The organism is Paraburkholderia sp. GAS82 (genome assembly GCF_050436285.1).
In the GTDB taxonomy this organism is placed as follows: Bacteria; Pseudomonadota; Gammaproteobacteria; order Burkholderiales; family Burkholderiaceae; genus Paraburkholderia; species Paraburkholderia phenazinium_B.
Genome location: NZ_JBNDLX010000009.1, coordinates 106,322 through 130,603, shown reverse-complemented (window position 1 = coordinate 130,603; position 24,282 = coordinate 106,322). Strand labels below are relative to the sequence as shown.

Below are 24,282 nucleotides of genomic sequence, written 5' to 3'. Positions count from 1 at the left end.
AAGTCGTTCAAGCGGACAACGCGTCGATCTGCAACGGCTTCTCTTCTTTCCTGTCCGTCGCACCCGCGCTGTGCACGGCGCAGCGCTCGGGCAGGCAGACCACGATCTCGAACAGGCGATAGTCGGCGCCGCGCCGGTCGTCCGTGAAGCGCAGCTCGATGCTGCCGTTCTCGCGCTTCAGGAAATCCCGTACTGCGTCCATGCCGACACCGCGCCCGGACACTTCCGTGATCCGTTCAGCGGTCGAGAAGCCCGGATGAAAGATGAAATCGGCGACCAGCTCGTCGCTCAGTTGCGCGTCGTCGTCGAGCCAGCCGCGTGCGCTCGCGATGCCCCGAATCCGCCCGAGCGCGAGGCCGCGGCCGTCGTCGCTCATGGTGATCTGCAGCGCGCCCCGGGCGACGCCGGCTTCGATGACGATCGTGCCGGCCGCAGGCTTGCCCTGCTCGGCGCGGACGGCGGCGGTCTCGATGCCGTGATCGACCGAGTTGCGCACCAGGTGCATGAAGACGTTCTTCAGCGTGCTGCTCACCTGCCTGTTCACGCGGTAGCCGTCGTCGTCGATACGTACGACGGGCGGCTCCTTGCCGAGTTCACGTGCAAGCGACGGCAGCGATTCGAGCACGCCCGAGAGCGTGTCCTCGATCGTTTCGGTGCCGAGGATGCGCAAGCTGCGGTGCACCGAATCGCGCATCGTCTGCAGGCTGCGAACGTCGACCGGGTCGGCGGCCTCCAGAATGCGCAGGCTCTCCTGGATATGCCCCTGGTCCACCATCAGATAGTGCTCGGCGCTGCCGCGACGTCCGCCGTCCTTGCGGCCCAGGCTCACATCGTTGATCGTCCTGTAACGCTCGATCGCTTCCTTCACGCGTTCGAGGTCCGCGATCAGCACTTCCTGATTCCACTCTTCGCTGACATCGTTGCGGCGCAGCGCGTCGTAGCGCCGCTCGGTTTCGTGCACGATGCTCGTCAGGTGCTGCAGGCTGTAGGTTCGGGCGTTGCCCTTGATGGTGTGCACGTTGCGGAACAGTTCGGCGAGCGCCTCGCTGTCGGCCTGCGTGTGCTGGCGGATGATCCGCTCGTTTTCGTTGACGAAACCCGTCGCGCTGTCGACGAAGTTATGGAACTTCTCCTCGTTGACCGCGAGAATCTCGCCAATCATCTCGAGCCGGCGCTTCTGCTCGCCCGTCTCGGCGGCAAGCTGGCGCAGCTCGGTCACGTCGCGCACGCACAGCATGAGACGCATGACGGTGTCGTTCTCGTCGGTGATCGCCGACCAGCTCAGGTCGAGCGTCTTCACGCGGCCGTCGGCCATCGTCTTCGCGACCTCGTTCACAAGCAGGTGCTGGTTGAAGGTGAAGTTGATCGCGTCCTCGCCGATGCAGGCCTGAATCGTGGCGTCGACCTGCGAGCGCACATCGGAGTTCAGATCGGTGTTGTCGAACACCAGATCCATGACCGGACGCCCGGCGATGTCCTTCGTCTCGAAGATCGCCTCGAGGTAGGCCGAGTATTCGGCGTGCACCAACGCGCCGCCGACGACGGTCAACATCCCCTGCTGAATGTTCTGCAGCATCGCCTGGATGTCCGCGGTTTTCTGCTTGAGCAGCGCGGAGCTTTGCTGGATCTTCTCGATCATCTCGTTGAACGCGACGATCGAGCGCCCGATCTCGTCCATCCGTCCCACCGGAACGCGGCGGGTGAAGTCCTGATTCGATGCGATCTCGCTCATCATCGATTGCATGCGGGTGAGCGGGCGTCCAATTACTGAGGCCAGCACGGCGCGGGCAAGCAGGCCAATGCCGAGCGCAGCCAGTGCGATCAGCGCCGCACCGACCATCAGGCGATGAAACTGCGCCTGCGCCTGTTCGAAACGCGCCTGCTGGTGATCCACCTGCAACGCTTCGAGCGCGTTCATCGCCTGCGCGTAGCGGGCGTTGAGCGGGTCGGCCTCGCCGCGGGTCGTGTGGAATTTGTAGTAGTCGTTCTGCGAGAGCTGCTGGAACTCGGGCTCAAGTGCCTGCTTGATGAGGGCCGCGCGGGCTGCCTGCACCGCATCGGCGGCGCGCGACTCTTCAGCGTTACGCGGCTTTGCAAGGTACGCCGCCCAGTTGTCGTCGCTCGCCTTGAGCACGGCGCGCGCTTTTACCAGCAAGTCGTCGCTTGCGCGTCCCATCGAAAACAGTGTCTCGTAGTTGCCTAGCGCCAGCTGCACCTGCAGCATCAGCTCGGAACTCGTCTTCAGATGGGTGATCGCTACCGTATCGGTCGCATATGTCTGCTTAAGCGCATCGTTGCTCTGCTTGAGACCGAGCACGGCGACCAGCATCGTGGCGATCAACGCGAGCGTGTAGCCCGCGATCGTGAGCGTGAGCCCATTCTGTATCGTTAAGCGTTTGAACATAGCATTACGCGCGCAACCTCGCATTATGCGAAACAGCACACGCTCTCCTCCCGTAGTGGTGATGTGATACGCCTATGGACGGTTCTCTGCCGGAATTTTCGTTGTCCATTGCCACGATATCGGCTTCGCTTCGCGAAGCTTTAGGGCCTGGCGAAGAGGTAAAGCTCAAAGCCGTCGCCTGCATCCCTAAGAAACATCATCTGCACTACTTAACTACTTAAAACCATCTGCGGTGCTCGACTACTTGAATACCATCGACGCCGAAAACGGCGCCTTATCCGGTTCAGCCCGATACTTGTCCTGGATCGCACTCACGCAGTTCGTGAACTGGGTGCGAAATGCGACGGGGTTGTCGCTTGGCGGGGAAAGACCATCGGAGGTCACGCTCCATCCATCTGCGGTGCGGACGGCGTCGAGATCGAAGGAGGCTGTGGTGTCGCTGCCGAGAGTGACCGCCTCGCGCTTTTCGCCACCGGGCAAACGGAGAATCGCTTCGCAACCCTGCAGCAGCCGCACAGCAGCGTGAGCAGCCGAGCTGCCGAGAGGTGCTGCGTCGTCAGGCACGGTGTGGTACATGCGCAGCGACTGGAACTGGGCCGGCATCCCGGCTACGACGAATTGCACGTCCGACTGTGAAATACCATCGCTGCATCCAGTCAGGACTCCGAGCAGCACGGCCACCTTGAACCGCACAAAAATGCGCTCAGGCAACGCCCGGCCCTTCGATGCAGCAGTTGCAGATGTCATCGCGCCTCTTTCCAGTTTCTTTCTACGCCGTAAGGCATCAGGAAAGCGACGCTCCCCCGGCTAGCTCATATATCGGCAAGCCGGGGCGATTTCTTTAGGTTGGGGATCTGGAGGATGCGACGGGCTACCCTTTCACCGCCTTTCACAGGCAGTCCGCCGGAAAACTCACTTGCCTTCTTCAGGCTTCACGCCTAGCAGTTCACGGATATGCGCCAGCGACCCGTCGTCCTTGACCACCGTGGACAGCCATTGATGCAACGGCATCTCCGCCCACTCCGCCGCCTTGTCCGCCAGATACGCAGCCGGGCTATGCGGCTCGGTGCTCCGGAAAAACCGCGCCACCGCCCGCAACTGCGCGACGGCCTGCGCGCGATTCTGAATCCCAGCGATGCTCGCTTGCGAGTTCGTCGATACGGTCGTCAACACGGGTTCCTCCCGTTGCGTTGCGGTCTTGAAACTGGGCTCGGCACGCTCGACGGTCTCCGGTTTCTGCGCTTTGGCCGCGCTCTCGGCCGTCACACCCACTTCACGCGCAAAGCGCTCGGCGAGCCGGTACACCCCTTCATACGCGTCTTTCGCCTGACGAAAGCTCGGCGCGGAATCGCCTGCTCGGCGGTCCAGCTCCTGCTCGAGCGCCAGCATGGCCGCTTCAAAGGCCGCCAGATCGGCCAGCAGCCCGGCGTAGAACGGCACCGGCGTGGCCCGCTTCGATGCCTCGATCTGCTCGACGGACGGCTTGCCCCGGGCGATGTCGTCAGCGTGATCCGGATCGCGCTTGACCGCCTGAGCGACGTGGGTCGCCACCTCCCAATCCACCGTGCTGTAGAGATCCGCCGGTGCCGCGGTCAGCGGCATCGCGCGCAGTAGCTCAGCCGTGCGGCCCACCAGCCACGCCACGTTGCCGAGGCGGTATTCGGTATCGTCCCCTTCGGGCAGCGGATGCAGATGATCCCAATAACGCTCGGACAACCCCGTAATCAGCCGGTAGCCGTCGGTCAGGCCGGTGATGCCTTCCTCGAGCGCCAGGCCCTCGGTGAGCCACACCGCCAGCCGTAAATCTTTGGTCTGCGTCTTCAGCAGGCTCGTGCTGCGCTCGACGACAAACGGCCAGTTCGCTTCCTTGATCTCCGTCACCCACTCGCCCTGATCGAGCGAGGGGTCGTCGAAGCGGCGCGCGTTCTGGATCGCGTCGAAATCGGCTGAGAACAACAGGTCGTCGCCGCAGGGCGAAGTTTCGCTGACCGGTTCCAGCAGCGTGGTGATGTTAGCGGGCATGAGCATGACAGAAAGCCGTAACGTAAGTGCCTGGGTTCAGGCGTTAAAACAGGAAGACCCGTGCGACGACATTGACACGCGCGCGCACGCTTCAGGCGACCGTATATTCGAATTCACCGGCCTCGCTCGCCCGCACCGCGATGCGCTCAAGCGACGTGCCGTCCGCGATGCGCTCGAGCACCTGTTGCGCCACTTCGGGCAACAACGTGCCGTTCAGGATGTGGTCCACGTTGCGCGCGCCGGAATCGACTTCGGTACAGCGCGCCAATACGGCATCCACGAGCGATTCGTCCCACTCGAAGGTCGCCTTGTGATTCGCTTCGATGCGCCGGCGAATCCGCTCGAGCTTCAGTTCGATGATCTCCACCAGCACGTCGTCGGAAATCGGATAGTACGGCACCACCTTCATGCGGCCGAGAAAGGCCGGCTTGAAGGTCTTGTACAGTTGCGGGCGCAACGTCTCGGCGAGTTCATCGGCGCCCGGCAGTTCTTCCGCGCTCTTGTTCAGACACGCCTGCATCACCGCCTGCGAACCGACGTTCGAGGTGAGGATGATGAGAGTATTGCGGAAGTCGATCTCGCGGCCTTCCGCGTCATCCATCGTGCCTTTGTCGAACACCTGGAAGAACATTTCCAGCACGTCCGGGTGGGCCTTTTCCACTTCGTCGAGAAGCACCACCGAATAGGGATTGCGACGCACCGCCTCGGTTAGCACGCCGCCTTCGCCATACCCGACGTAACCCGGCGGCGAGCCTTTGAGACCAGAGACGCTATGCGCCTCCTGATACTCGCTCATGTTGATCGTGACCATCTTGCGTTCGCCGCCATACAGGATGTCGGCCAGCGCCAGCGCCGTTTCGGTCTTGCCGACACCCGAAGGGCCGACGAACATGAACACGCCGCGCGGCTTGTTCGGATCTTCGAGGTTCGCGCTGGCGGTCCGCACGCGCTGGGCGATCGCTTCCAGCGCGTGGTCCTGGCCGATCACGCGAGCGCCCAGCAGCGGTTGCAGGTTCAGCACGGTTTGAATCTCGTCCTTGACCATGCGTCCCAACGGAATGCCGGTCCACGACGCGACGATCTCTGCGACAACGTGGCCGTCGACCTGCAGCGGCACCATCGGCTGGCCGCCTTGCAGCGCACGCAGTTCGCTCACGCGCGCCGCGAGCGTCTCACGCGCACTCGCGGCTTTCCCGGCCTGCTCCGCGTCCGCGCTACCGCCGCGTGTTGCATCGATTTGCGCCCGCAGTTCGCCAATCTCCGACACCAGTGCGCGCTCCTTGTCGTAGCGCGCTTCACCGGCGGCCAGCGCGGTTACGTCCGCTTCCCGCAGGCTGCGCAGTTCCAAAAGACGCTCGTCGTGCACCGCGCCACTCGCGACTTCCCGTTCGAGCGCGTTCACTTCCGCATCGATTCTCTCGATCCGCTTTTTCGTGTCGTCGATCGTTGCGGGTGTCGAGCTATGCGCCAAGGCGACTTTGGCGCAGGCCGTATCGAGCACACTGATCGCCTTGTCCGGCAACTGACGGCCGCTGATATAGCGATGCGACAGGCGCACCGCTTCGGTAATCGCATCGTCGAGCACGCGCACGTTGAAGTGCTTTTCCATCAAACCCGCCATGCCGCGCAGCATGGACGCCGCAAGCGTCTCGTTCGGCTCCTCGATCTTCACGACCTGGAAGCGCCTTGCCAATGCCGCATCTTTCTCGAAGTACTTTTTGTATTCGCTCCACGTGGTGGCCGCAATCGTGCGCAGTTCGCCGCGTGCGAGCGCCGGCTTCAGCAGGTTCGCCGCATCGTTCTGTCCGGCCTGACCGCCCGCGCCGATGATCGTATGCGCTTCGTCGATAAAGAGGATGATCGGATGCGCGCTTTTCTTGACCTCGTCGATCACGTTTTTCAGGCGATTTTCGAATTCACCTTTGACGCTCGCGCCGGCCTGCAGCAGCCCCATGTCCAGCACGTGCAGCGCGACGCCTTTCAGCGGCGCGGGCACGTCGTCAGCGGCAATACGCAATGCGAGGCCTTCCACCACGGCGGTTTTGCCAACCCCCGCTTCACCCGTCATGATCGGATTGTTCTGGCGGCGGCGCATCAGAATGTCGATCGTCTGGCGAATTTCGGCTTCACGGCCGATCACCGGATCGATATGGCCATCGCGGGCGCGTTGCGTCAGGTTGGTCGTATAAGTGTCGAGCGCGGGCGTCTTTGAAGGGCCGCCGCTTTGCGCCGGTTGCAGGCTGGCATCACGGTCATCGCCATCGGCATCGTCGGACGCCGCAGGATTGCGCTCTGCCTCGCACGAACCAACCGTCAGTTCATCGAGCTTATGCTTGAGATCGGTCACACGCACGTCGCGAAACAACGGCGACATACGCTGCGCAAACTGCGCGAGATCCGGTGCGCTCAGCAGCGCGAGCAGCAGATGGCCGGAGCGGATCCGGCCGATCTGCGCATCGAGCGATGCCAGCAGCCACGCCTGCTCGAACAGCGCGATCAGATGCACGGAAAACACCGGCGTGCGCGCGTTGCCCGTCTTCAGGCGCTGCAACTCGCGTTCGAGATCGGCGCGCAACGCATGCGCGTCGATACGGCTCGCGCGCAGCACCAGCGTCGCATCGCTCGCCGGCTCGTCGAGCAAGGCCAGAAACAGATGCTCGAGGTCCACCTCGTAGTGACCGCGCGACAGGCAATTGCTCGCCGCCCGCTCAGTGGCCTGGCGGCAGGTCGGATTCAGTTTCGCGATCAGCGTCTTGAGGGGCGTGCTCATGTCGTGCGGTCCAGGTTCTGTTGATAGCGTAGCGCGTTGCGATGTTCAGTGGATGACGTGCAATTCATAGCGGGCGTCGGAGCGGTCGCGGTCGGCGTCGTGTGTGCAGAGAAACGCGTCCCAGCCGAGCCGTCCACCGTGGCCCAGCTGAATCGAGCCGACCTCGGCGCGCCGCAACACCAGCGAGACCTCGTATTCAAGCGTCACGCCGGCCAGCAGCGTCAGCATCCGTTCCAGTGCGATGGCGCGTTCGGCGCCCGGCAGGAAGGCTTCATAGTCTTTTTTTGCGAGCGGGCCGATCACCAACCGCGCACGCATGTCGCGCTGCCAGACCCGTTCGCCTGCCAGCGCGGTGGCGCCGAGCGTCGCGTTGACGCTGCCCAGCACCGTCAATTGATCCGGCGGCACGTCGTACCATTTGCCGACAAACTGATCGACGCGCACCGGTACCTGAAAGTATTCGGACAACGTCCGCTGCAAGTACGCCGCCGACACCGGCCGGTGCCGCGCCGCAAGCGCATAGCCTGCAATCGCCTCGTCGAACAGCGCACCGTCGCCCTCCTGCAGAGTGCTGCGGCTCTCTGCATCGGCGACACCGGCAAGCGCCAGCAGCAACGGCAGATAGCGCTCGTCGCGGTCCAGTTCGTAATGAAACGGCAGCCGGTATTTCTTCCATGCCGAGTAGAACAGCGCGGTGGCCCGATTCGAAAAGACATCGAAGAACTCGCGCGCCGCACGGTCGCGCCTGAGTTGCTCGCGCGCAATGATCTGCTCGGTATAGTGCAGCGGCAATGCGCCCTGCCCGCCAAGCAGCCCGAAGAACGCCGGCGTGATATCGACTCGGCCAAGCTTGCCGTCTTCGACGGCGGCGGTACGCTGCGGCTTGTCCTTCAGCGCCGTGCCTTCATCGTCATAGGACTGCGCGCTGTGAATCTCGCTCGGCGGAAAGCCCAGCGAAAGCGTATTGCGAAACGCCAGACGCTGCGCCACGATCTCGCCGGGCCGTGTTGAGTTCTCCCTGGCAAACCACTTCTCGAGAATCCGCACTGCCTGAAAAAACTGGAAGCGATGCGGTTCGTCGAGCAGTTGCTCGATTACGCCAGGATCGATTCGCCGCTGCGGGGTTTGCATCGCAGAATCTCCTCGCCAGTGCGCTTCGACACGACGACCAGTTGCACAAAGCTGTTCAGATGCACGTACAGCCCAAAAAACGTGTCGATCACACGCACGAACGACGCGAGGCTCGTGCCCACAAAATGGTCCTCGTCGATGGTCAGGCGAATTTCCATGCCGCGCACGAAGGTAGCGAACGGCTTGCCCGGCAGCCATTGCACGGCCGCGCGCTGCTCGATGCCGACCAGTCCGTCGATATGCCGCGCCGAGACCGCCGTGCGCCGCATGTCGTACAGCACCAGCATTTCCTTGAGCGCAGAGAGGCCATTGCTCGCAAGCGAGACGTGATTGAGCGCCAGGTGCGAGATCAGCCGCCAGTGCGCGGCACGGCCACGCTCGAAACGCACGCTCGGCGTGGGGCGGCGCAGCATCGAAATGTTGCCGGTCAACGAACCGCCCTCGAGAAACAGGTCGCCGCCTTCGATGCCCATCGCCAGTCCGGCCGGCAGATCGCGATTGGTGCAGGTCAGCTCGATACTCAGCGTATCGGTTTGCGCCTCGGCTGGTTCGAAATCGATATCGACAATCGAAATCTCGGTTTCGTAGCCCGGGCTCTTCTCCGCCACCCAGTCGTTGCGGCGCGCGAACCAGTAATGCCCGGCGCGTTGCCGTTCGCCGTGATGCAGCGAGTAGAACGGCCGGAATTCGATCACCGATTCCTGGTTCGCCTGCTGCCGGACCAGCTTCACCGAATCGATTGAATACACCTCGTAGGCAAACGCCCGGCGCGCTTCGGCGATCACCGGATACGAGATCGACTGATGAGTCAGACGGATCGGTTCACCGTGCTGCTTGAACAGGTTGACGACCGGCGTGCAGAACAGGCGGAAGTGCTGCGTCGCGAGCGTCTCGAGCAGCCGCGCGACATGCGAGTCGCTGCGCACGTCTTTCAGCACGACGTGCAGCGTCAGACGGCTGCAGCGGCCGCTGGCGCGCGTCATTGCCGCCAGATCGAAATCGACGAAATTGAATTTGTCGGGAAACGCAAAGTACTCGGTCAGCAACCGGTACGCCGGATGCGACTTGGCGGGGTAGTCGATCAACGCATCTTCTTCGTCGAAGCCGGCTTGTGCGAGCGGCGAGGTGCGCATCGCGGTCCACACGCCGCGGCGGTCAGCCTCGACATAGGTGGCCATTGCATTGACGAACAGGCAGTCGGTCAGACCCGCGATAAACGATTGCTCGCCATGCAGATGCGCGCGCAGCGTGGACAGCTTCAGCGCACCGAGATCCAGTTGCGGCGCGGTCGACTCGAGCGTGATCGAGACAATCGCCGACGCGTTGGCTGGCAACACAGTCGCGCTCGGCGCCATCGCGATGGACGTGTACTTCGCCTCCGAGATGCGAATCGGCGCCAGCGTCACATCGTAAGCGGTGCGAAAGCGGCACTGTACGCCGCGGATCGTGCGCGATTTGAGTTCGGTGCCCCGCTCGATCGTGACCGGTTCGGTCAGATTGCTGAGTGCAGCGGAGGTGCCCAACTGGGCTATCGAACACGAGGGAAACGGCCGCAGATAGTGCGGATAAAGCACTTCGAGCAGTGCTTCAGTGAATTCGGGGTAGTCGTCGTCGAGCTTCTTGTTGATGCGGGCGCCCAGCAGCGCGAACGATTCGATCATCCGCTCGACGTGTGGGTCTTCGCAGTGCTCGCCGGACATCGCGAGGCGCGCGGCGATCTTCGGGTAACGATCTGCGAAATCGTTCGAGTAGCGCCGCAGGAATGCCAGTTCGCGCTCGTAATATGGCAGCAATTCTTCCATCAACCTGTCCCCGGACCTGATACACCCGCGCCGCCGTTGCGCGTAACGGCAGCCAGCATGCGGTATTAAAGCTTCGCGCGTGCGCGCGATACGGAATACTGCAACGTCGAAGGCTGCAGCATCGCATCAAAACTCACCGGTTCTTCTGCCGGATGTACGACCAGTAACGCCTGAATGGCAAAATACAGCGCGTTGGTCGATTGTTCGTTCAGTTCTAGCGTGACTGCCACCTGCTTCAGTCGCGGCTCGTGCCGCGCAATGGCCTGCTGAATCGATTTGCAGATGAACGTCCGGTCGTAGTGACTCGCGAGACTCAGGCCCGCGAAGTCGTTCAGACCGTACGTCAAGACCGATTTCTGACACTCGGGCAGCGCCGCCAGTTCGTGTTCGGTCAAGGCGATCCGGGTGTTCAGGATGGCCTCGACGTCACGTGCGACAGTCGCCTTCAGCTCGTCCAGCGACAATTGCCGCATCGCCGGGGAAGCCGGCAAATGCGGTTCGTCGTCGAACAGCTTGTCGAGGAAACTCGGTTCGAATCGTTTCATCAGCTGCCGAAGAAGCGGTGCAAAACGCAGTGTGGCGCCCGCAGGTCAAGTACGGACGCCGCACCGCCCATCAAACTGCGTACGTCTTGTCGTTCTTCGTCAGGCTCCACGCGCCTTGCGCGTTGCCGCCCTGGTTGCCGCCGATCTTCTGCTGGGTGTACTTCCACTGCACCGCAGCGTATTTCAGCGTGAACTGCTCGTTCGGCAACGACACGCCCGGTGCGTCGCTCGTACCCGTCGTCGCGGTCGGCGAACCGACAGCCGGCGCCACGCTCGAGATGATCACGTACTTGAGCTTGACTTCCAGATACTTGATCCGGTTGCCTTCGCCATCCGAACGCATGAAGTCGACCGTCACTTCGTCGAACGTCGTACCGCCCGATGCGTGTTGGTAGATCAGCGGGCTGACCACGTCGATATCTTTCGTGAAGACCATATCGCCGTGCTCGCAGCGCTCGGCCGTATGGCCGCCAGCGGTAGAGGCCGTTGCCGAACGCGGTTGCGTGATGGAGTGACTCCAGGAGTCGATCTCGATCCAGCCCTGATGGTCCTTATCGGCAGACTCGCCCTTGATCGCAGGATTGCCGAATTTTAAATAGATGTCCTTCATAACTCATCGACTCCCCAAAGAGGTGGTTTTTACAGTCAACCCGGGCGGCCAGCCCGGGCATGTTGACTTCATTTATGAATTTGCCGGCTTCGGCAGGTCAGCCACAAGCCGCAAAGAGATCGAAAGCTCATCCAGCTGGAAGTGCGGGCGCAGGAACGCGACCGAACGATACGAACCGGGTTTGCCAGGAATCTCCGAGACCTGTATGGATGCCTCACGCAGCGGAAACTGCGCTTTCTGCTCCTGAGTCGCGTTGTCGTCGAGCAAGACGTACTGCGAGATCCAACGGTTCAGGAATACTTCGACGTTCTGTGCCGAGGCGAAACTGCCAATCTTGTCGCGCATCATCGCCTTCAGGTAGTGCGCCACGCGCGATACCGAGAAGATGTACTGCAGCTGCGCGGACAGCACGGCGTTCGCGTTGGCGCTATCGGTGCTGTACTTCTTGGCTTTCTGCACCGACTGGGCAGCAAAGAACGCGGCGTAATCCGAGTTCTTGCAGTGCACGAGCGGAATGAAGCCCAGATCGCTCAGTTCCTTTTCGCGACGGTCGGTGATCGCGATTTCGGTCGGGCACTTCAGTGCCACTTCACCGTCGTCGGTCTTGAAGGTATGGGTGGGCAGGTCTTCGACCAGACCGCCGCCTTCCACGCCGCGAATCGCTGCGCACCAGCCGAAGTCGTCGAATGCGGCCGTCAGGCGTGCAGCGAAAGCCCACGCCGCGTTACACCACAGATACTTGCTGTGATCGGTGCCGTCCACGTCTTCGACGAAGTTGAAGCCTTCGGCGGTCGCGCCATCTTTCGGATTGAACGGCAGGCGGCCCAGAAAGCGCGGCAGCGTCAGACCGACATAACGTGAGTCTTCCGAATCTCGGAACGACTTCCACTTGGCATATTCGACCGTGTCGAACACCTTGCCGAGATCGCGCGGCTTGCCGAGGTCGGCGAAAGATTCGAGACCCAGCAGTTCCGGCGAGGCCGATGCGATAAACGGTGCGTGCGCGGCCGCGGCGACGTGCGCCATCTGCTCGATGAAGTACACGTCTTCCGGCTGACGCGTCACCTCGAAATCCCCGATGATCGTGCCGAACGGCGCGCCGCCGAAAGTGCCGAACTCTTCTTCGTAGACCTTCTTGAAGAGCGCGCTCTGGTCGAATTCAATCGCATTCTTGAAGTCACGCACCAGATCGCGCTTGGGAGCATGCAGCGCCTTGATCTTGACCGTCGAGCCGGTGTTGCTTTCCTTGCACAGATAGTCGAGACCGCGCCATGTGCCTTCGAGGCGCTGGAACTCGGGTGCATGCATCACCGCGCTCAGTTGCGCGGAGATCAGCCGGTCGAGCTCCGCCACGCGGGCGTCGATGGTGGCCGAGAGGTTGTCCGACACGATCACCGTGCCGTCGAGCACCTGGTGCACGAGTTCGCCGATCAGGTCTTTCGCACGCGCGTGTTCCGAATCGGACTTCGCCACCTTGCTCTTTTCGACGATCTCGTCGAGCAGCGAGGTCTCAGCGCCGTCGTGCGCGCTGGCGAGTTGGGCTGCTGCCGTTTGCTGGTTCATCTCACACCCCGTACTTATTCGCCCTGCTGGTCTTTACCCGGCGCATCGCCGTGCTCTTCTGCTTCGCCCTGGCTTTTTGCGAGGGCCTGCAGTTGCTGCGTGTTCGACAGCACCTCGCTCAGCAGGTCTTCGAGCTTGTCGTTGCCCGCGAGCTTGTTGCGCAGGTCGGCCAGCTTCGAACGTGCGTCGAGCAGACGGCGCAACGGCTCGATCTGCGAGACCACTTCGTCCGGGCTGAAGTCGGCCATCGAGCGGAACCGCAGGTCCACCGCAAAGCGTCCGCCGGCCTCACTCAGGCGGTTTTCCACCTGAAATGCCGCACGCGGCTCGATGCCTTTCATCACATCGTCAAAATTGTCGCGGTCGATATTGACGAACTTGCGATCGCGCAACTTGGGTTGCTCGACTTCGGATTGCCCCGCCAGATCGGCAACCACGCCGACGACGAAGGGCAGCTCCTTGATCTCGATTGCATCGCCACGCTCAACCTCATAAGTCAATTGAACGCGCGGCGGCCGGACTTTTTGCAAGCGCTTTTGAATACTTTCTTTCTTCGCCATCGTCGGCTCCCTGAAGCAGGTGGTCTTGCGGGTGAATTAGCGAAGCGCGCTGAACGGGTCGGACGCGCCACCGCTTTGTGCCGCTCTCGCGGGCGCAGCCGGTGCTGCAGGCGCCGGAGCAGACAGCGCCGGCGTGGCCGGTGCAGCCGGCGCCGCCGCCGTGGTGGCCGCGCCGCCGCTGGCGGCCTCCGGCTTTTTGGCGACGCGCCTCACGTACTTCTTCTTGACCACCGGCTTGTCGCTGTCGTCCGGCGGGAACAACGTGGCTTCGCCCAGCGTGTCGCGCAGTTCCTTGGCGAGCGCCTGGGCATCGGTCTTGGCATCGCCTGCGAGCGACGCATCCTGGCGCAACTCGCCCAGCGATTGCGTGGCGACGCGCAGGCCTGCCACAGCCAGCACGCTCTTCGCCTGACGGTCGGTCTGGTCGCGCTGCAAGGCTTCCTGTGCGTCGACGATGGCCTGACCGTAATGTCCCTGTGTGAACTGGATCTGCGCCATGCGCGACCACGGTTCTTCGCGCGTCGGATCGGATTTGGCCAATTGCTGGTAAAGCGCCATGGCCTTGTCCTGGTCACCTGACTTGGCGACGGTATCGGCGTCTGCCAGCGACTTGTTGAAAGCCTCCGGCGTGGTCGCGACGTTGTTGCTCTGGCTTGCACATCCGGCGATCACGCCACATGCCAACACCACCCCTGATAGTTTTACAAAGAGACGCTCTTTCATCGCTTTTTCACCGGCGTGCGAGTTTTTTAATTCAACGAGAAACTGGAGTTTTGCTTTGCTTCAAGTGCGCGGGTATAGTACAGGTCAATTTTTGATAATTCAACTTTCGTGTGACAAAGCATTGCACGAAAAAACCGAGAGCGCATCACATAAGCATCACATAAGGACCGGATAAGAAATAGTTTCCGGGCGTAAAGCCCGTTATTCTCGAGGACGGAAAGTTTTTCCGCCCATTCGGACGGGGTAGTAGCGCCATTCGATGCATTACGCATAGAACAGGCGCACTCCCCCGATTGGTTTAGCTGAGTAGCGATTCGACCGGGGGCGATCGGCACAGAACCGATCGGTGTAAATGAATTTGCGTTTTATTCGTTATGCATCGTTACTGGCGATGAGCGCGATACTTCTTGCGGGTTGTGCGGCCGCCGTGCCGATGCTCGGGTCGGCCGCTTCCGCCGCCCTGCAGATGACCGGCCTCGGCAAGCCCGATGTACCGGACGCCCAGAAGCCGCCGCGCGACCTCGGCCTGACGCTGTACGCCGCGCAGAATCTGAACGCCGCCAACGACCAGAAGCCGTTGGCGCTGGTGGTGCGCCTCTATGTACTGAAAGATCCCACCTCGTTCCAGCAGGCGCCATTCAATGCGTTCACCGATCCCGACAAGGAAAAAAGCACGTTGGGCGGCGATTTGCTGAGTGTGAGAGAAGTCACCCTGATTCCGGGGCAGCACTACACCGTAACCGAGAAAGTCTCGCGCGAAGCGCAGGCATTCGGTATCGTCGCGCTATTCCGCGACCCGGCAATACAGCGTTGGAAATTCGCCTTCGATCCGGCAAAGTCCGAGAAGTCTGGCATTATGATCGGTCTGCATAACTGTGCAATGACCGTGACCAACGGCACTGTGATCCCACCTGAACAGGGATTCCCGGTTCAATCGCTGAATATGCTCTCTTCGGTGAGTTGTGGCTAAAAATGCATTTGAATGGCAATTTAACCGTATTTGACGATTTAACAATTGCAGGGCCGGATACAATTATCATCGGGCATGCAACCCGCTTGACGCATATAACAGGTTTGAGATGAGTTATTCCGCAAAGGTGCTCTGGGGGGAAGGCCTGTTTCTGAGGCCTCAGCATTTTCAGCGTCAGGACGCCTATCATGAGGCGCGCCTGTTCGAATCGCTTCAGGCCATCCAGCCTTACAACTGGGGCGTGCGCTCGGTGAAGTTCGACCGCGACGCACTCGGCAGCAATGTGCTGCGCGTGAGCGAACTGTCGCTCGTGTTTCCAGACGGCGCGTTGTACTCCGCACCGCAGGCCGACGATCTGCCGCCACCTATCGCGCTTGACACGCTGCCCGACGGCATCAACGAGTTTACGTTCTATCTGGCGCTGCATCCGCTGCGTGAAACCGGTGCGAACTACTCGCCCGATCGCAACACGGGATTTGTCTCGCGCTATGTCAGCGAGCAGTCGTCGGTCGCCGATCACTTCACTGACGCTGCCGAAGCCGACATCACGTTCCTGAAAACCAGCGTCAAGCTGATCGCTCATAGTGAGCCGCGCGATCAGCTGCTTTCGGTGCCGCTCGCGCGCGTTCGCCGCACCGCCACCTCCGGCTTCGAGTTCGACGACAGCTTCGTGCCGCCCTCGCTCGCCATCGAGGCCTCGCCGATCCTGCATCAGCGCCTGCGCCAGCTGATCGACGCGCTGCAGGCCAAGGTGAATGCGCTGTATGGCTTCCATCGAGAGCCGACCAAGAACATCATCGAATTCCGCTCTGGCGATATTGCGTCGTTCTGGCTACTGCATACGGCCAACGCGGCGTTTGCATCGCTTGCCCATCTGTACCAGCACGCCGCGTTGCATCCGGAACGGCTGTTCCAGGAACTGCTGCGCCTTGCCGGCCAATTGATGACGTTCTCGAAGGGCTATGCGCTCGCCGACCTGCCCGCGTATCGCCACGATGATCCGGGCCCCGGCTTTGCACGCCTCGATACGATGCTGCGCGATCTGCTGGAGACGGTGATCTCCACGCGCTACTTCGCGATCGCGCTCGACGAAGTGCGGCCGTCGTTCCACGTGGGCCGGCTCGACTCGGGCAAGATCGACGAAAAGACGATGTTCTATATTGCCGTCTCGGCGAACATGCCCACCGTCGAACTGGTGGAAGCGGTGCCGGCCCGTTTCAAGGTCGGCGCACCGGACGACGTCGACAAGCTGGTGCTCTCGGCCATGCCCGGCGTGCGCCTCGTCTACACGCCGCAGGTGCCGCCCGCCATTCCGGTGCGGCCCGGCGCCTGCTACTTCTCGTTCGAACCGCGCGGCGCGCTCTATGACCGCATGCTGCAGGCCCAGTCGGCGATGATCTACACGCCGTCAGGAATCAACGACCTTAACCTCGAACTGATCGCCGTCACATCATGAGCTACGCGCCCTCCCTGTTTGGCGACAGCACGCCGTCTGTCACGCCCGCCCCCACCGTCGAGCCCACCTACCAGGTCCGCTCGCTGCTCGATCTGCTGTACGACGGCTTCTTCATGCTGTTCCTGCTGAAGAACGGTCGTGAACCTGGCGACGCCAACGAGTTCAGCCAGCGCATCCAGCACTTTCTGGCGGATTTCGAGCGCGGTGCGAAAAAGCTGAACGCGTCGGCGGACGATGTATATGCGTCGAAGTTTGCGTTCTGCGCGGCGGTCGACGAATCGGTGCTGTCGTCGTCGTTCAAGATCCGCACGGAATGGGAGCGGCGGCCGTTGCAGCTCGTGCTGTTCGGCGAGCAACTGGCGGGCGAGAAGTTCTTCCATTACCTCGAAGAATGCCGTGCTCATGGCGCGGCGCGCCTGCAGTCGCTGGAGGTGTTTCATATGTGCCTGCTGCTCGGCTTTCAGGGCAAGTATCTGCTTGAAGGACCGGAGAAGCTCGCGTATCTGACCGCGCGGATCGGTGATGAGATTGCTCATCTGAAGGGCAAGCGTGCGCCGTTCGCGCCGCACTGGCCGCTGCCGGATCAGGTCGCGCACCGGCTCAAGCGCGAAGTGCCGCTGTGGAGCATCGGCGCGGTGTTTGCGCTGGTGGGACTGCTGGCCTATCTCGGGCTGAACAACTATCTGCGCGACTCGACGCTGCATACGCTTGCGCCATACTCGCAGATCATCAAGCTCGGGCCGCAGTCGGCCAATCTGACGATTTCGTTGCCGTAACGGTGGGTTGATCGGCGCCGCCGCTTACGGCTCATCACCGTCGGCGGAAGCCACCGTTACCGTCCCCGTCGTCAATGGCTGATCATCCACGGCCGGCCAGTTGGGTTCGTCTTGAGTCCGCTGCCTGTCGTCGACCCCGAGGCGGCCTTCGCCCCACATCCGCAGCCCGGCCCATGGCGATGCTTGTACTCGCCTGAACGTTGCGGCGCATGTGCCGCGCGCTCGTTGACCGCGTGCGCCGTGCGCGTGGTCGCCTGCATCAGCGACAAAACCGGCAGACTGAGCGTGCGCTGCGCCTCGCCGCCGCAAGTGGGGCACGCGCAGGCCGTATCGCGCTCCGCAACCCGGCGAATCGCCGCAAAAGCGCCGCAATGGTCGCAGCGGTAGTCGTAAGTCGGCATGATGTTGTCCTCTCAGGTTCCGTGAATCAGTGCTGCCCGCCAGGTGCCCACCACCTGGCGGGCACACTGCGGCCGCTACGCGTCAAACGAGATCCGGCGACAAGGGCAAGTCCACCCCACCCGCAGCAATATGCTGGATCGGACCTGCCGCCGTGGGCCGGATGTCGAAGTCGAAGATCTGGGTTGGCAACCATAACGTCGCGCAGGCGTTAGGCACATCAACCACCCCACTGATGTGCCCCTGTACCGGCGCCGTCCCCAGAATCGAATAGGCCTGCGCTCGCGAGTAGCCGAACTTCGTCAGGTATTCGATCGCGTTCAGGCACGCCTGGCGGTAGGCGATATGCACATCGAGATAATGCTGCTTGCCCTGCTCGTCTACCGAAATGCCTTCGAAGATCAGGTAGTCGTTGTAGTTCGGCGTAATCGGGCTCGGCTTGAAAATCGGGTTCTTGATGCCGTATTTGGCCATGCCGCCCTTGATCAGCCCGACCTTCATATGCACCCAGCCGGCCATTTCGATAGCGCCGCAGAAGGTGATTTCTCCGTCGCCCTGACTGAAGTGCAGGTCGCCCACCGAGAGGCCGGCACCATCCACATACACCGGGAAGTACACCTTGGAGCCGCGCGACAGGTCCTTGATGTCGCAGTTGCCGCCATGCTCGCGTGGCGGCACCGTGCGGGCGCCTTCGGCCGCGGCCTTGGCATGCGCGTCGCCGGCAAGCCGCCCCATATGCGCGGTCGAGGCGAAGGGCGGATTGGCAAGGCCGGGCACGCGCTCGGGATCAGTGGCGATCAAAGCCGCTTCGCGCTCGTTCCACGTCGCGAGCATCGCCGGATCAGGCAGGCAGCCGATCAGCCCCGGATGGATCAGACCGGCGAAGTTCACACCCGGGATGTGCCTGGAACTGGTGTACAGGCCATGAAAATCCCAGATCGATTTCTGCGCGAGCGGAAAGTGATCAGTCAGGAAGCCACCGCCATTTTTCTTCGAAAAAAAGCCGTTGAAGCCCCACTGGCTCTCCTGCTTCGCACCGATATCCAGCAGATCCACGACCAGCAGATCACCTGGCTCAGCACCCTTTACGCCCACCGGGCCGCTCAGAAAGTGCACGATCGACAGATCGATGTCGCGCACGTCGTCGGCGCTGTCGTTGTTCTTGATGAAGCCGCCGGTCCAGTCGTAGGTCTCGAGGATAAAGTCATCGCCCGGGTTGACCCAGCAGGCCATCGGAATGTCCGGATGCCAGCGGTTGTGGATGTTCTCGTTCTCGTAGGCCGACTGGTTCAGGTCGACCTTGATTAGCGTTTCAGCCATTGCAAATCCTCCTTTTTGGAAATGACGGACAGCCGGTTTACACCGACAGGTACTCGCGAATCTTCGCGGTGTCGGCGGCGCTGCGCGGACTCTCGTGCACCAGACGCCCGCCTTCGATGACGAACAACCGGTCGGCGACATCGAGCGCGAAACTCAACACCTGCTCCGACACCACGATCGTGATATCGCGCAGCTTGCGAATCTCGTTCAACGCTTTGGCGATGTCCTTGATGATCGACGGCTGGATCCCTTCGGTCGGCTCATCGAGCAGCAGCACCTTGGGTTGTGTAACCAGTGCACGGGCGATAGCCAACTGTTGCTGCTGGCCGCCGGACAGGTTGCCGCCCTTGCGCGCGCGCATGTCGTACAGCACTGGAAACAGCGCGTAGATCTCTTCGGGGATGCGCCTGTCACGGGCGTTTTCCAGGCCCGTCTGGATGTTTTCCTCCACCGTGAGCGTGGCGAAAATCTGCCGCCCTTGCGGCACGTACGCGATACCTTTGGCAACGCGCCGGAAACTTTCGTCATGCGACACATCTGCGCCATCCACGCGCACTGCACCGCCTTTGAGCGGCAAGATGCCGATCAGCGACTTGAACAGCGTGGTCTTGCCCATGCCGTTGCGTCCCATGATCGCCACGGTTTCGTTTTTAGCCGCCTGGAAACTGATTCCATGCAGCGCCTCGCTCTGGCCGTAACTGACAAATACGTCGTCGACATTCAACATGCTGGGCTCCTCATTCGCTGGTCTCGCAGCTGAATTCAATGCGGGTTCAATGCCTGATTCCGTGATCAACCTAGTGCCCGAGATATACATCGATCACCCGCGGATCGGCCTGCACCTGCTCCATCGCCCCTTCCGCGAGGATCTTCCCCTGGTGCATCACGGTGACCTTGTGCGCGATCTGCTCGACGAACGCCATGTCGTGTTCGATCACGATCATCGAGCGGTTCTGGCAGATCCGCTTCAACAGCTCAGCAGTCACCTCGCGCTCGCGCACGCTCATGCCGGCAATCGGTTCGTCGAGCATCAGCAGTTCCGGCTCCTGCATCAGCAACATGCCGATTTCGAGCCACTGTTTCTGCCCGTGCGACAGCAGGCCGGCCTCGAGATCGAGATGGGCGGCAAGACCAATCTCGCCGGCCACGTCGCGCACGCGGTCGAGCACATCGCTGGTGCGGCGAAACGCGAGCGCGCCGAACACACCCCGCCCACGCGGAAACGACACTTCGAGGTTCTGGAACACAGTGAGGTTTTCGTAGATCGACGGCGTCTGGAACTTGCGGCCAATCCCTTTGCGTACGCGCCGAAATTCCGGCAGCCGCGTCATCTCCTCGTTGCGAAACTTGATGCTGCCTTCGCTGGCCCGTGTCTTGCCGCAGATCAGATCGAGCAGTGTCGTCTTGCCTGCGCCGTTCGGGCCGATCACCACGCGCAACTCGCCACGGTCGACATAGAGGTTCAGCGCATCGATCGCCTTGAAGCCGTCGAACGACACGCTTAAGCCCTCGACCGCCAGCACGAAATCGGTATTGCTCATGTCGTCCTCCGCAAGGCGCGGCGCAGCAGCCAGGGCTTCACATGGCTGTCGTAGAGACCGGCGAGGCCGTTCGGAAACGCCATCACGACGCCGATAAAGAGCCCGGCCATCAGGAACAGCCACAGGTTCGGAAAACTTTCGGAGAACCAGGTCTTGCCGAGATTGACGAGCACCGCGCCATAGACCGCGCCCACCAGCGACATGCGTCCGCCCACCGCCGCGTAGATCACCATCTCGATGGACGGCACGATTCCCACGAAGGACGGCGACATGAAACCGACCTGCAACGTGAACATCGCGCCGCCGATGGCCGCCAGCACCGCCGCGACACAGAACGCGAAGACCTTGAACATGGCGACGTCATAGCCCGAGAAACGCACCCGGTCTTCCTTGTCGCGCATGGCGAGCAACAGGGTACCGAGCTTGCTGCGCTGGATAAGCCGGCAGCAGAGGATCGCCACCAGCAGCAGGACCGCGTTCAGGAAGTACAGGATCAGCTTGGCGCCGTCGCCGCGAATGTCCCAGCCGTACAGCGTGCGCAGGTCGGTGATGCCGTTCACGCCGCCGGTGTAGCCTTGCTGGCCGATGATGAGCACCGAGAGAATCAGCGCCACCGCCTGCGTGATGATGGCGAAGTAGACGCCGCCCACGCGCCGCTTGAACATCGCAAAGCTGACCACGAACGCCAGCGCGCAGGGCACGACCACCACCGCGGCAAGCGCGAACTGCAGCGAATGAAACGGCCTCCACCAGACCGGCAGCGCCGTGATCTGGTTCCAGTCCATGAAGTCAGGAATGCCTGGCGTCGACTGGATCTTCGTGCTGATCGGGTCCGATGCTTCGAGCTTCAGGAACATCGCCATGCAGTAACCGCCGAGGCCGAAGAACACCCCCTGCCCCAGGCTCAGCACGCCGCCGTAGCCCCACGCCATCACGAGGCCGACGGCGACGAACGCGTAGGTCAGATACTTGCCCATCAGGTTGAGACGGAACGCATCGAGCGCGAGCGGAAACACCACGAGAATCAGCAGTGCCAGCACGATGATGCTGCCGTAGCCATCGGTCGTGAACCAGCGCAGCAGTGTAGGCCGCAGGCCGCTGCGAGTGGCCTCGCCAGCGCTCTCGGGCGGCGTGGCAGAGGCGGCGGAAGGGTTCAGCGGGTCCATACGCATTTCTCCGGGCTGAATCGATTGAAAGTACGTCTTAGCGGTGCACGCGAAACACGCTGCGGCGCAATGCGCGGCCGCCCACCCACGAGTGTCTTGCTTCGCTCGTCAGACACGGCGCACCTTTGAAGCGAAGAGACCCTGCGGGCGCAACATCAGCACGATGACAATGGTCAACAGCGTCACCACGCGGGCCGACGAGCCGGTCATGAAGAACTCGCTGATCGACTGCATCTGAGCAATGCCAAACGCTGAGGCAACCGTGCCGAGCAGACTGGCCGCGCCGCCGAACGTCACGACCAGGAACGAATCGACGATATAAAGCGAGCCACTGGTCGGCCCCGTCGAGCCGATCGCGGTGAACGCGGCGCCGGCCACACCCGCCATGCCGCAACCGATCGCGAAGGTCAGCCGGTCGGTCTTGCGCGTATCGATGCCGGCCGCGTTCGCCATCTGACGGTTTGCGACGGTGGCGCGTACCCGCAACCCCCAGCGCGAGCGATACAGCGCCAGCAGCACGCCGCCGGTCATCACCACCGCGAGACTCATCACGAACAAACCGTTGATCGGGATATCGAGACCTTGCTTCGGCGACCAGGAGCCCATCAGCCAGTCCGGCAGTGTCGGGCTCACCTCCTTCGGGCCGAACACCGAGCGGAACACCTGCTGCATCCCGAGGCTCAAACCCCAGGTCGCGAGCAGCGTGTCGAGCGGACGGCGGTACAGATGGCGGATCAACGCCCATTCCGCCACCCAGCCGGCCGCAAAGGCAAGCGCGAAGGCCGCGCAGATCGCCAGCGGAAAGTAGATTGGCGCGAACCCGTGCCAGTAGTTGTCGGCCAGCTGCGAGAACATGTAGATCGTGTACGCACCGATCGTCATGAACTCGCCGTGGGCCATGTTGATGACACCCATCTGGCCGAAAATCACCGCCAGCCCGAGCCCCATCAACAGCAGCACGCTGAACAGGCTCAAACCCGCAAAGCCCTGCATCAAGGTGATGTTAAGAATGTCCGAAGCCGACATGCGTCTCTCCTCGAAATGATCGGCGCGCGCCGACATGGCGCGCCTGCTGCCTGAGCGCCGCTTGTTGCTTACTGGTAACCCTTCGGGAACGGATTCGGCTCGATCAGCGTCGGCGACTCGGCCACCACCTTGAACTGGCCGTCGGCCTGCGCCTCGCCGATGCGCGTGCGGCTCCACAGGTGGTGATTCGCGTGGATCTTCACGTAGCCTTCCGGCGCGGTCTTCAGCTCGATACCCGGCGACGCGGCGACGACCTTGTCGACGTCGAAGCTGCCGGCCTTCTCCACCGCCGCTTTCCATAACCATGGCCCGAGATACGCGGCCTGCGTGACGTCCCCGATCACCGACTTCGGTCCATATTTCGCCTTGAACGCGGCGACGAATTTCTTGTTGTTGTCGTTGTCGAGCGATTCGAAATACTTCATGGCCGAGTAGAAGCCCGCCACATTCTCGCCGCCGATGCCGAGCACTTCATCCTCGGTCACCGAGATGGTCAGCAGGAACTGCTTGTCAGCCGTGATGCCGGCCGCCTTCAGTTGCTTGTAGAAGGCCACATTCGAACCGCCGACGATGATTGCGTAGATGCAATCGGGCCTGGCGATCTTGATCTTGTTGATAAGCGAGTTGAAATTGGTAGTGCCGAGGGGGTAATACTCTTCGCCCACCACCTTGCAATCGGTCAGATGCTGCTCGATATGCTTGCGCGCGATCTTGTTCGACGTGCGCGGCCAGATGTAGTCCGAACCGATCAGGAAGTAGCTCTTCGCCTTCTTCGTCTGGTTCGCCCAGTTCAGTCCCCACAGAATCTGCTGGGTCGCTTCCTGGCCGGTATAGAACACGTTGTGCGACTGTTCCAGGCCCTCGTAGAACGTCGGGTAATACAGCAGGCCGTTGTCGCGCTCGAAGATCGGCAACACCGCCTTGCGCGACGCCGAGGTCCAGCAGCCGAACACAGCCGCCACGTGATCGTTTTCGAGCAGCTTCTTCGACTTTTCGGCGAAGGTCGGCCAGTCGGAAGCGCCGTCCTCCTGAATGATCTTGATCTGGCGGCCGAGAATGCCGCCGGCCGCGTTGATCTGTTCGATCGCGAGCCGTTCGGCCTGGATCGAACCGGTTTCGGAGATCGCCATCGTGCCGGTCGCCGAGTGCAACTGGCCGACCGTCACTTCAGTATCGGTCACGGCGAGGTGCGTGGTATTAACCTTCGCCGTCGGAAACTGCTGGGCCCGCGCCATGCCGGACATGGCCAGCGCGGGCGCGGCAGCGAGACCCATCAGGAGTTTGCGCCGGAGCGCCGAAGGCTGGCCTTGCTCGTTCTGATCGTCGTGTGACATCGAATTCTCCTTGTCGTCATGGTCGGGCGACCCGCTCTGGAAAGCCTGGTAACCGGGCTGGCGGGGTCGACGCAACGAAAGGTAGGTAGCCAATTTGCGGATCCAAATACGTCAGTTGACGTAGGGCGCGCCGAAAATGCGCTCTCTATAATCGCGGCGACTAC

General features: G+C 61.9%; 21 protein-coding genes. 3 read left to right on the top strand and 18 right to left on the bottom strand.

From position 1 onward, the window contains the following. Positions 1-7 precede the first annotated feature (7 nt). The 11 genes from P3T17_RS26650 to P3T17_RS26600 all read right to left on the bottom strand — a co-directional run bounded on the left by P3T17_RS26650 (position 8) and on the right by P3T17_RS26600 (position 14,130). Complete coding sequence (locus P3T17_RS26650; protein WP_429409464.1) at positions 8-2,404, bottom strand: Tar ligand binding domain-containing protein; 2,397 nt, start codon at positions 2,402-2,404, stop codon at positions 8-10. Positions 2,405-2,644: 240 nt separating this feature from the next. Next, positions 2,645-3,151: a hypothetical protein gene (locus P3T17_RS26645; protein ID WP_429409463.1), complete on the bottom strand. Its 507-nt coding sequence runs from the start codon at positions 3,149-3,151 to the stop codon at positions 2,645-2,647. Positions 3,152-3,316: 165 nt separating this feature from the next. Next, positions 3,317-4,426: a type VI secretion system protein TssA gene (tssA, locus tag P3T17_RS26640; RefSeq protein WP_074269414.1), complete on the bottom strand. Its 1,110-nt coding sequence runs from the start codon at positions 4,424-4,426 to the stop codon at positions 3,317-3,319. A gap of 91 nt (positions 4,427-4,517) precedes the next feature. After that, positions 4,518-7,196, bottom strand: coding sequence for a type VI secretion system ATPase TssH (tssH, locus tag P3T17_RS26635; RefSeq protein ID WP_429409462.1), 2,679 nt, complete (start codon positions 7,194-7,196; stop codon positions 4,518-4,520). A 45-nt stretch (positions 7,197-7,241) separates the two neighbouring features. After that, positions 7,242-8,327, bottom strand: a complete 1,086-nt coding sequence (gene tssG, locus P3T17_RS26630; RefSeq protein WP_429409461.1) for a type VI secretion system baseplate subunit TssG — start codon at positions 8,325-8,327, stop codon at positions 7,242-7,244. Beyond that, complete coding sequence (gene tssF / locus P3T17_RS26625; RefSeq protein WP_429409460.1) at positions 8,291-10,129, bottom strand: type VI secretion system baseplate subunit TssF; 1,839 nt, start codon at positions 10,127-10,129, stop codon at positions 8,291-8,293. Before tssF ends, tssG begins: the two co-directional genes overlap by 37 nt. 65 nt (positions 10,130-10,194) lie before the next feature. Then, on the bottom strand, positions 10,195-10,674 hold the full coding sequence (tssE, locus tag P3T17_RS26620; protein ID WP_074268309.1) for a type VI secretion system baseplate subunit TssE: 480 nt from the start codon (positions 10,672-10,674) through the stop codon (positions 10,195-10,197). A gap of 70 nt (positions 10,675-10,744) precedes the next feature. Then, the gene (locus P3T17_RS26615; protein ID WP_074268308.1) at positions 10,745-11,284 is read right to left on the bottom strand and encodes an Hcp family type VI secretion system effector; all 540 of its coding nucleotides are present in this window, start codon (positions 11,282-11,284) and stop codon (positions 10,745-10,747) included. A gap of 72 nt (positions 11,285-11,356) precedes the next feature. Next, positions 11,357-12,847, bottom strand: coding sequence for a type VI secretion system contractile sheath large subunit (gene tssC / locus P3T17_RS26610; RefSeq protein WP_429409458.1), 1,491 nt, complete (start codon positions 12,845-12,847; stop codon positions 11,357-11,359). A 14-nt stretch (positions 12,848-12,861) separates the two neighbouring features. Continuing rightward, positions 12,862-13,407, bottom strand: coding sequence for a type VI secretion system contractile sheath small subunit (tssB, locus tag P3T17_RS26605; RefSeq protein ID WP_074268306.1), 546 nt, complete (start codon positions 13,405-13,407; stop codon positions 12,862-12,864). A gap of 36 nt (positions 13,408-13,443) precedes the next feature. Next, complete coding sequence (locus tag P3T17_RS26600) at positions 13,444-14,130, bottom strand: tetratricopeptide repeat protein (protein WP_429288742.1); 687 nt, start codon at positions 14,128-14,130, stop codon at positions 13,444-13,446. 352 nt (positions 14,131-14,482) lie between these two features. On the opposite strand from P3T17_RS26600, the gene tssJ reads away from it, so the two are divergent. The 3 genes from tssJ to icmH all read left to right on the top strand — a co-directional run bounded on the left by tssJ (position 14,483) and on the right by icmH (position 17,332). Next, complete coding sequence (gene tssJ / locus P3T17_RS26595; protein ID WP_074268304.1) at positions 14,483-15,100, top strand: type VI secretion system lipoprotein TssJ; 618 nt, start codon at positions 14,483-14,485, stop codon at positions 15,098-15,100. Between the two features lie 109 nt (positions 15,101-15,209). After that, positions 15,210-16,556 (top strand): type VI secretion system baseplate subunit TssK, encoded by a 1,347-nt coding sequence (tssK, locus tag P3T17_RS26590; RefSeq protein WP_074268303.1) that lies wholly within the window; start codon positions 15,210-15,212, stop codon positions 16,554-16,556. After that, entirely contained in the window at positions 16,553-17,332 is a 780-nt protein-coding gene (gene icmH, locus P3T17_RS26585) for a type IVB secretion system protein IcmH/DotU (protein ID WP_074268302.1), read from the top strand. The genes tssK and icmH overlap by 4 nt, the downstream gene beginning before the upstream one ends. Positions 17,333-17,403: 71 nt before the next feature. Here icmH and P3T17_RS26580 read toward each other — a convergent pair whose 3' ends face one another. From P3T17_RS26580 to urtA, 7 genes are all read right to left on the bottom strand, one after another. Beyond that, positions 17,404-17,733 carry a zinc ribbon domain-containing protein gene (locus P3T17_RS26580; RefSeq protein WP_429409456.1) on the bottom strand — a complete coding sequence of 110 codons (330 nt, stop codon included), beginning with the start codon at positions 17,731-17,733 and terminating at the stop codon, positions 17,404-17,406. A gap of 82 nt (positions 17,734-17,815) precedes the next feature. Next, positions 17,816-19,051, bottom strand: coding sequence for a formamidase (gene fmdA / locus P3T17_RS26575; protein WP_429288740.1), 1,236 nt, complete (start codon positions 19,049-19,051; stop codon positions 17,816-17,818). A 37-nt stretch (positions 19,052-19,088) separates the two neighbouring features. After that, positions 19,089-19,778 (bottom strand): urea ABC transporter ATP-binding subunit UrtE, encoded by a 690-nt coding sequence (urtE, locus tag P3T17_RS26570; protein ID WP_074268299.1) that lies wholly within the window; start codon positions 19,776-19,778, stop codon positions 19,089-19,091. Between the two features lie 70 nt (positions 19,779-19,848). Beyond that, entirely contained in the window at positions 19,849-20,592 is a 744-nt protein-coding gene (gene urtD, locus P3T17_RS26565; RefSeq protein WP_429409455.1) for an urea ABC transporter ATP-binding protein UrtD, read from the bottom strand. Next, complete coding sequence (urtC, locus tag P3T17_RS26560) at positions 20,589-21,758, bottom strand: urea ABC transporter permease subunit UrtC (protein WP_429409453.1); 1,170 nt, start codon at positions 21,756-21,758, stop codon at positions 20,589-20,591. Before urtC ends, urtD begins: the two co-directional genes overlap by 4 nt. A 108-nt stretch (positions 21,759-21,866) precedes the next feature. Further along, positions 21,867-22,784, bottom strand: a complete 918-nt coding sequence (gene urtB / locus P3T17_RS26555; protein ID WP_123387549.1) for an urea ABC transporter permease subunit UrtB — start codon at positions 22,782-22,784, stop codon at positions 21,867-21,869. A 68-nt stretch (positions 22,785-22,852) separates the two neighbouring features. Next, positions 22,853-24,118 carry an urea ABC transporter substrate-binding protein gene (gene urtA / locus P3T17_RS26550; RefSeq protein WP_429409452.1) on the bottom strand — a complete coding sequence of 422 codons (1,266 nt, stop codon included), beginning with the start codon at positions 24,116-24,118 and terminating at the stop codon, positions 22,853-22,855. Between the last annotated feature and the right edge of the window lie 164 nt (positions 24,119-24,282).

What these genes read in the sequence shown, in the direction of transcription:
- tssJ (WP_074268304.1), top strand. Translation starts at nt 14,483, where the DNA reads ATGAATTTGCGTTTTATTCGTTATGCATCGTTACTGGCGATGAGCGCG.
- P3T17_RS26600 (WP_429288742.1), bottom strand. Translation starts at nt 14,130, where the DNA reads ATGAAAGAGCGTCTCTTTGTAAAACTATCAGGGGTGGTGTTGGCATGT.
- tssH (WP_429409462.1), bottom strand. Translation starts at nt 7,196, where the DNA reads ATGAGCACGCCCCTCAAGACGCTGATCGCGAAACTGAATCCGACCTGC.
- icmH (WP_074268302.1), top strand. Translation starts at nt 16,553, where the DNA reads ATGAGCTACGCGCCCTCCCTGTTTGGCGACAGCACGCCGTCTGTCACG.
- tssE (WP_074268309.1), bottom strand. Translation starts at nt 10,674, where the DNA reads ATGAAACGATTCGAACCGAGTTTCCTCGACAAGCTGTTCGACGACGAA.
- P3T17_RS26650 (WP_429409464.1), bottom strand. Translation starts at nt 2,404, where the DNA reads ATGTTCAAACGCTTAACGATACAGAATGGGCTCACGCTCACGATCGCG.
- P3T17_RS26645 (WP_429409463.1), bottom strand. Translation starts at nt 3,151, where the DNA reads ATGACATCTGCAACTGCTGCATCGAAGGGCCGGGCGTTGCCTGAGCGC.
- urtD (WP_429409455.1), bottom strand. Translation starts at nt 20,592, where the DNA reads ATGAGCAATACCGATTTCGTGCTGGCGGTCGAGGGCTTAAGCGTGTCG.
- tssC (WP_429409458.1), bottom strand. Translation starts at nt 12,847, where the DNA reads ATGAACCAGCAAACGGCAGCAGCCCAACTCGCCAGCGCGCACGACGGC.
- tssF (WP_429409460.1), bottom strand. Translation starts at nt 10,129, where the DNA reads ATGGAAGAATTGCTGCCATATTACGAGCGCGAACTGGCATTCCTGCGG.
- urtA (WP_429409452.1), bottom strand. Translation starts at nt 24,118, where the DNA reads ATGTCACACGACGATCAGAACGAGCAAGGCCAGCCTTCGGCGCTCCGG.
- P3T17_RS26580 (WP_429409456.1), bottom strand. Translation starts at nt 17,733, where the DNA reads ATGCCGACTTACGACTACCGCTGCGACCATTGCGGCGCTTTTGCGGCG.
- urtE (WP_074268299.1), bottom strand. Translation starts at nt 19,778, where the DNA reads ATGTTGAATGTCGACGACGTATTTGTCAGTTACGGCCAGAGCGAGGCG.
- tssB (WP_074268306.1), bottom strand. Translation starts at nt 13,407, where the DNA reads ATGGCGAAGAAAGAAAGTATTCAAAAGCGCTTGCAAAAAGTCCGGCCG.
- tssA (WP_074269414.1), bottom strand. Translation starts at nt 4,426, where the DNA reads ATGCCCGCTAACATCACCACGCTGCTGGAACCGGTCAGCGAAACTTCG.
- P3T17_RS26615 (WP_074268308.1), bottom strand. Translation starts at nt 11,284, where the DNA reads ATGAAGGACATCTATTTAAAATTCGGCAATCCTGCGATCAAGGGCGAG.
- tssG (WP_429409461.1), bottom strand. Translation starts at nt 8,327, where the DNA reads ATGCAAACCCCGCAGCGGCGAATCGATCCTGGCGTAATCGAGCAACTG.
- tssK (WP_074268303.1), top strand. Translation starts at nt 15,210, where the DNA reads ATGAGTTATTCCGCAAAGGTGCTCTGGGGGGAAGGCCTGTTTCTGAGG.
- urtB (WP_123387549.1), bottom strand. Translation starts at nt 22,784, where the DNA reads ATGTCGGCTTCGGACATTCTTAACATCACCTTGATGCAGGGCTTTGCG.
- fmdA (WP_429288740.1), bottom strand. Translation starts at nt 19,051, where the DNA reads ATGGCTGAAACGCTAATCAAGGTCGACCTGAACCAGTCGGCCTACGAG.
- urtC (WP_429409453.1), bottom strand. Translation starts at nt 21,758, where the DNA reads ATGGACCCGCTGAACCCTTCCGCCGCCTCTGCCACGCCGCCCGAGAGC.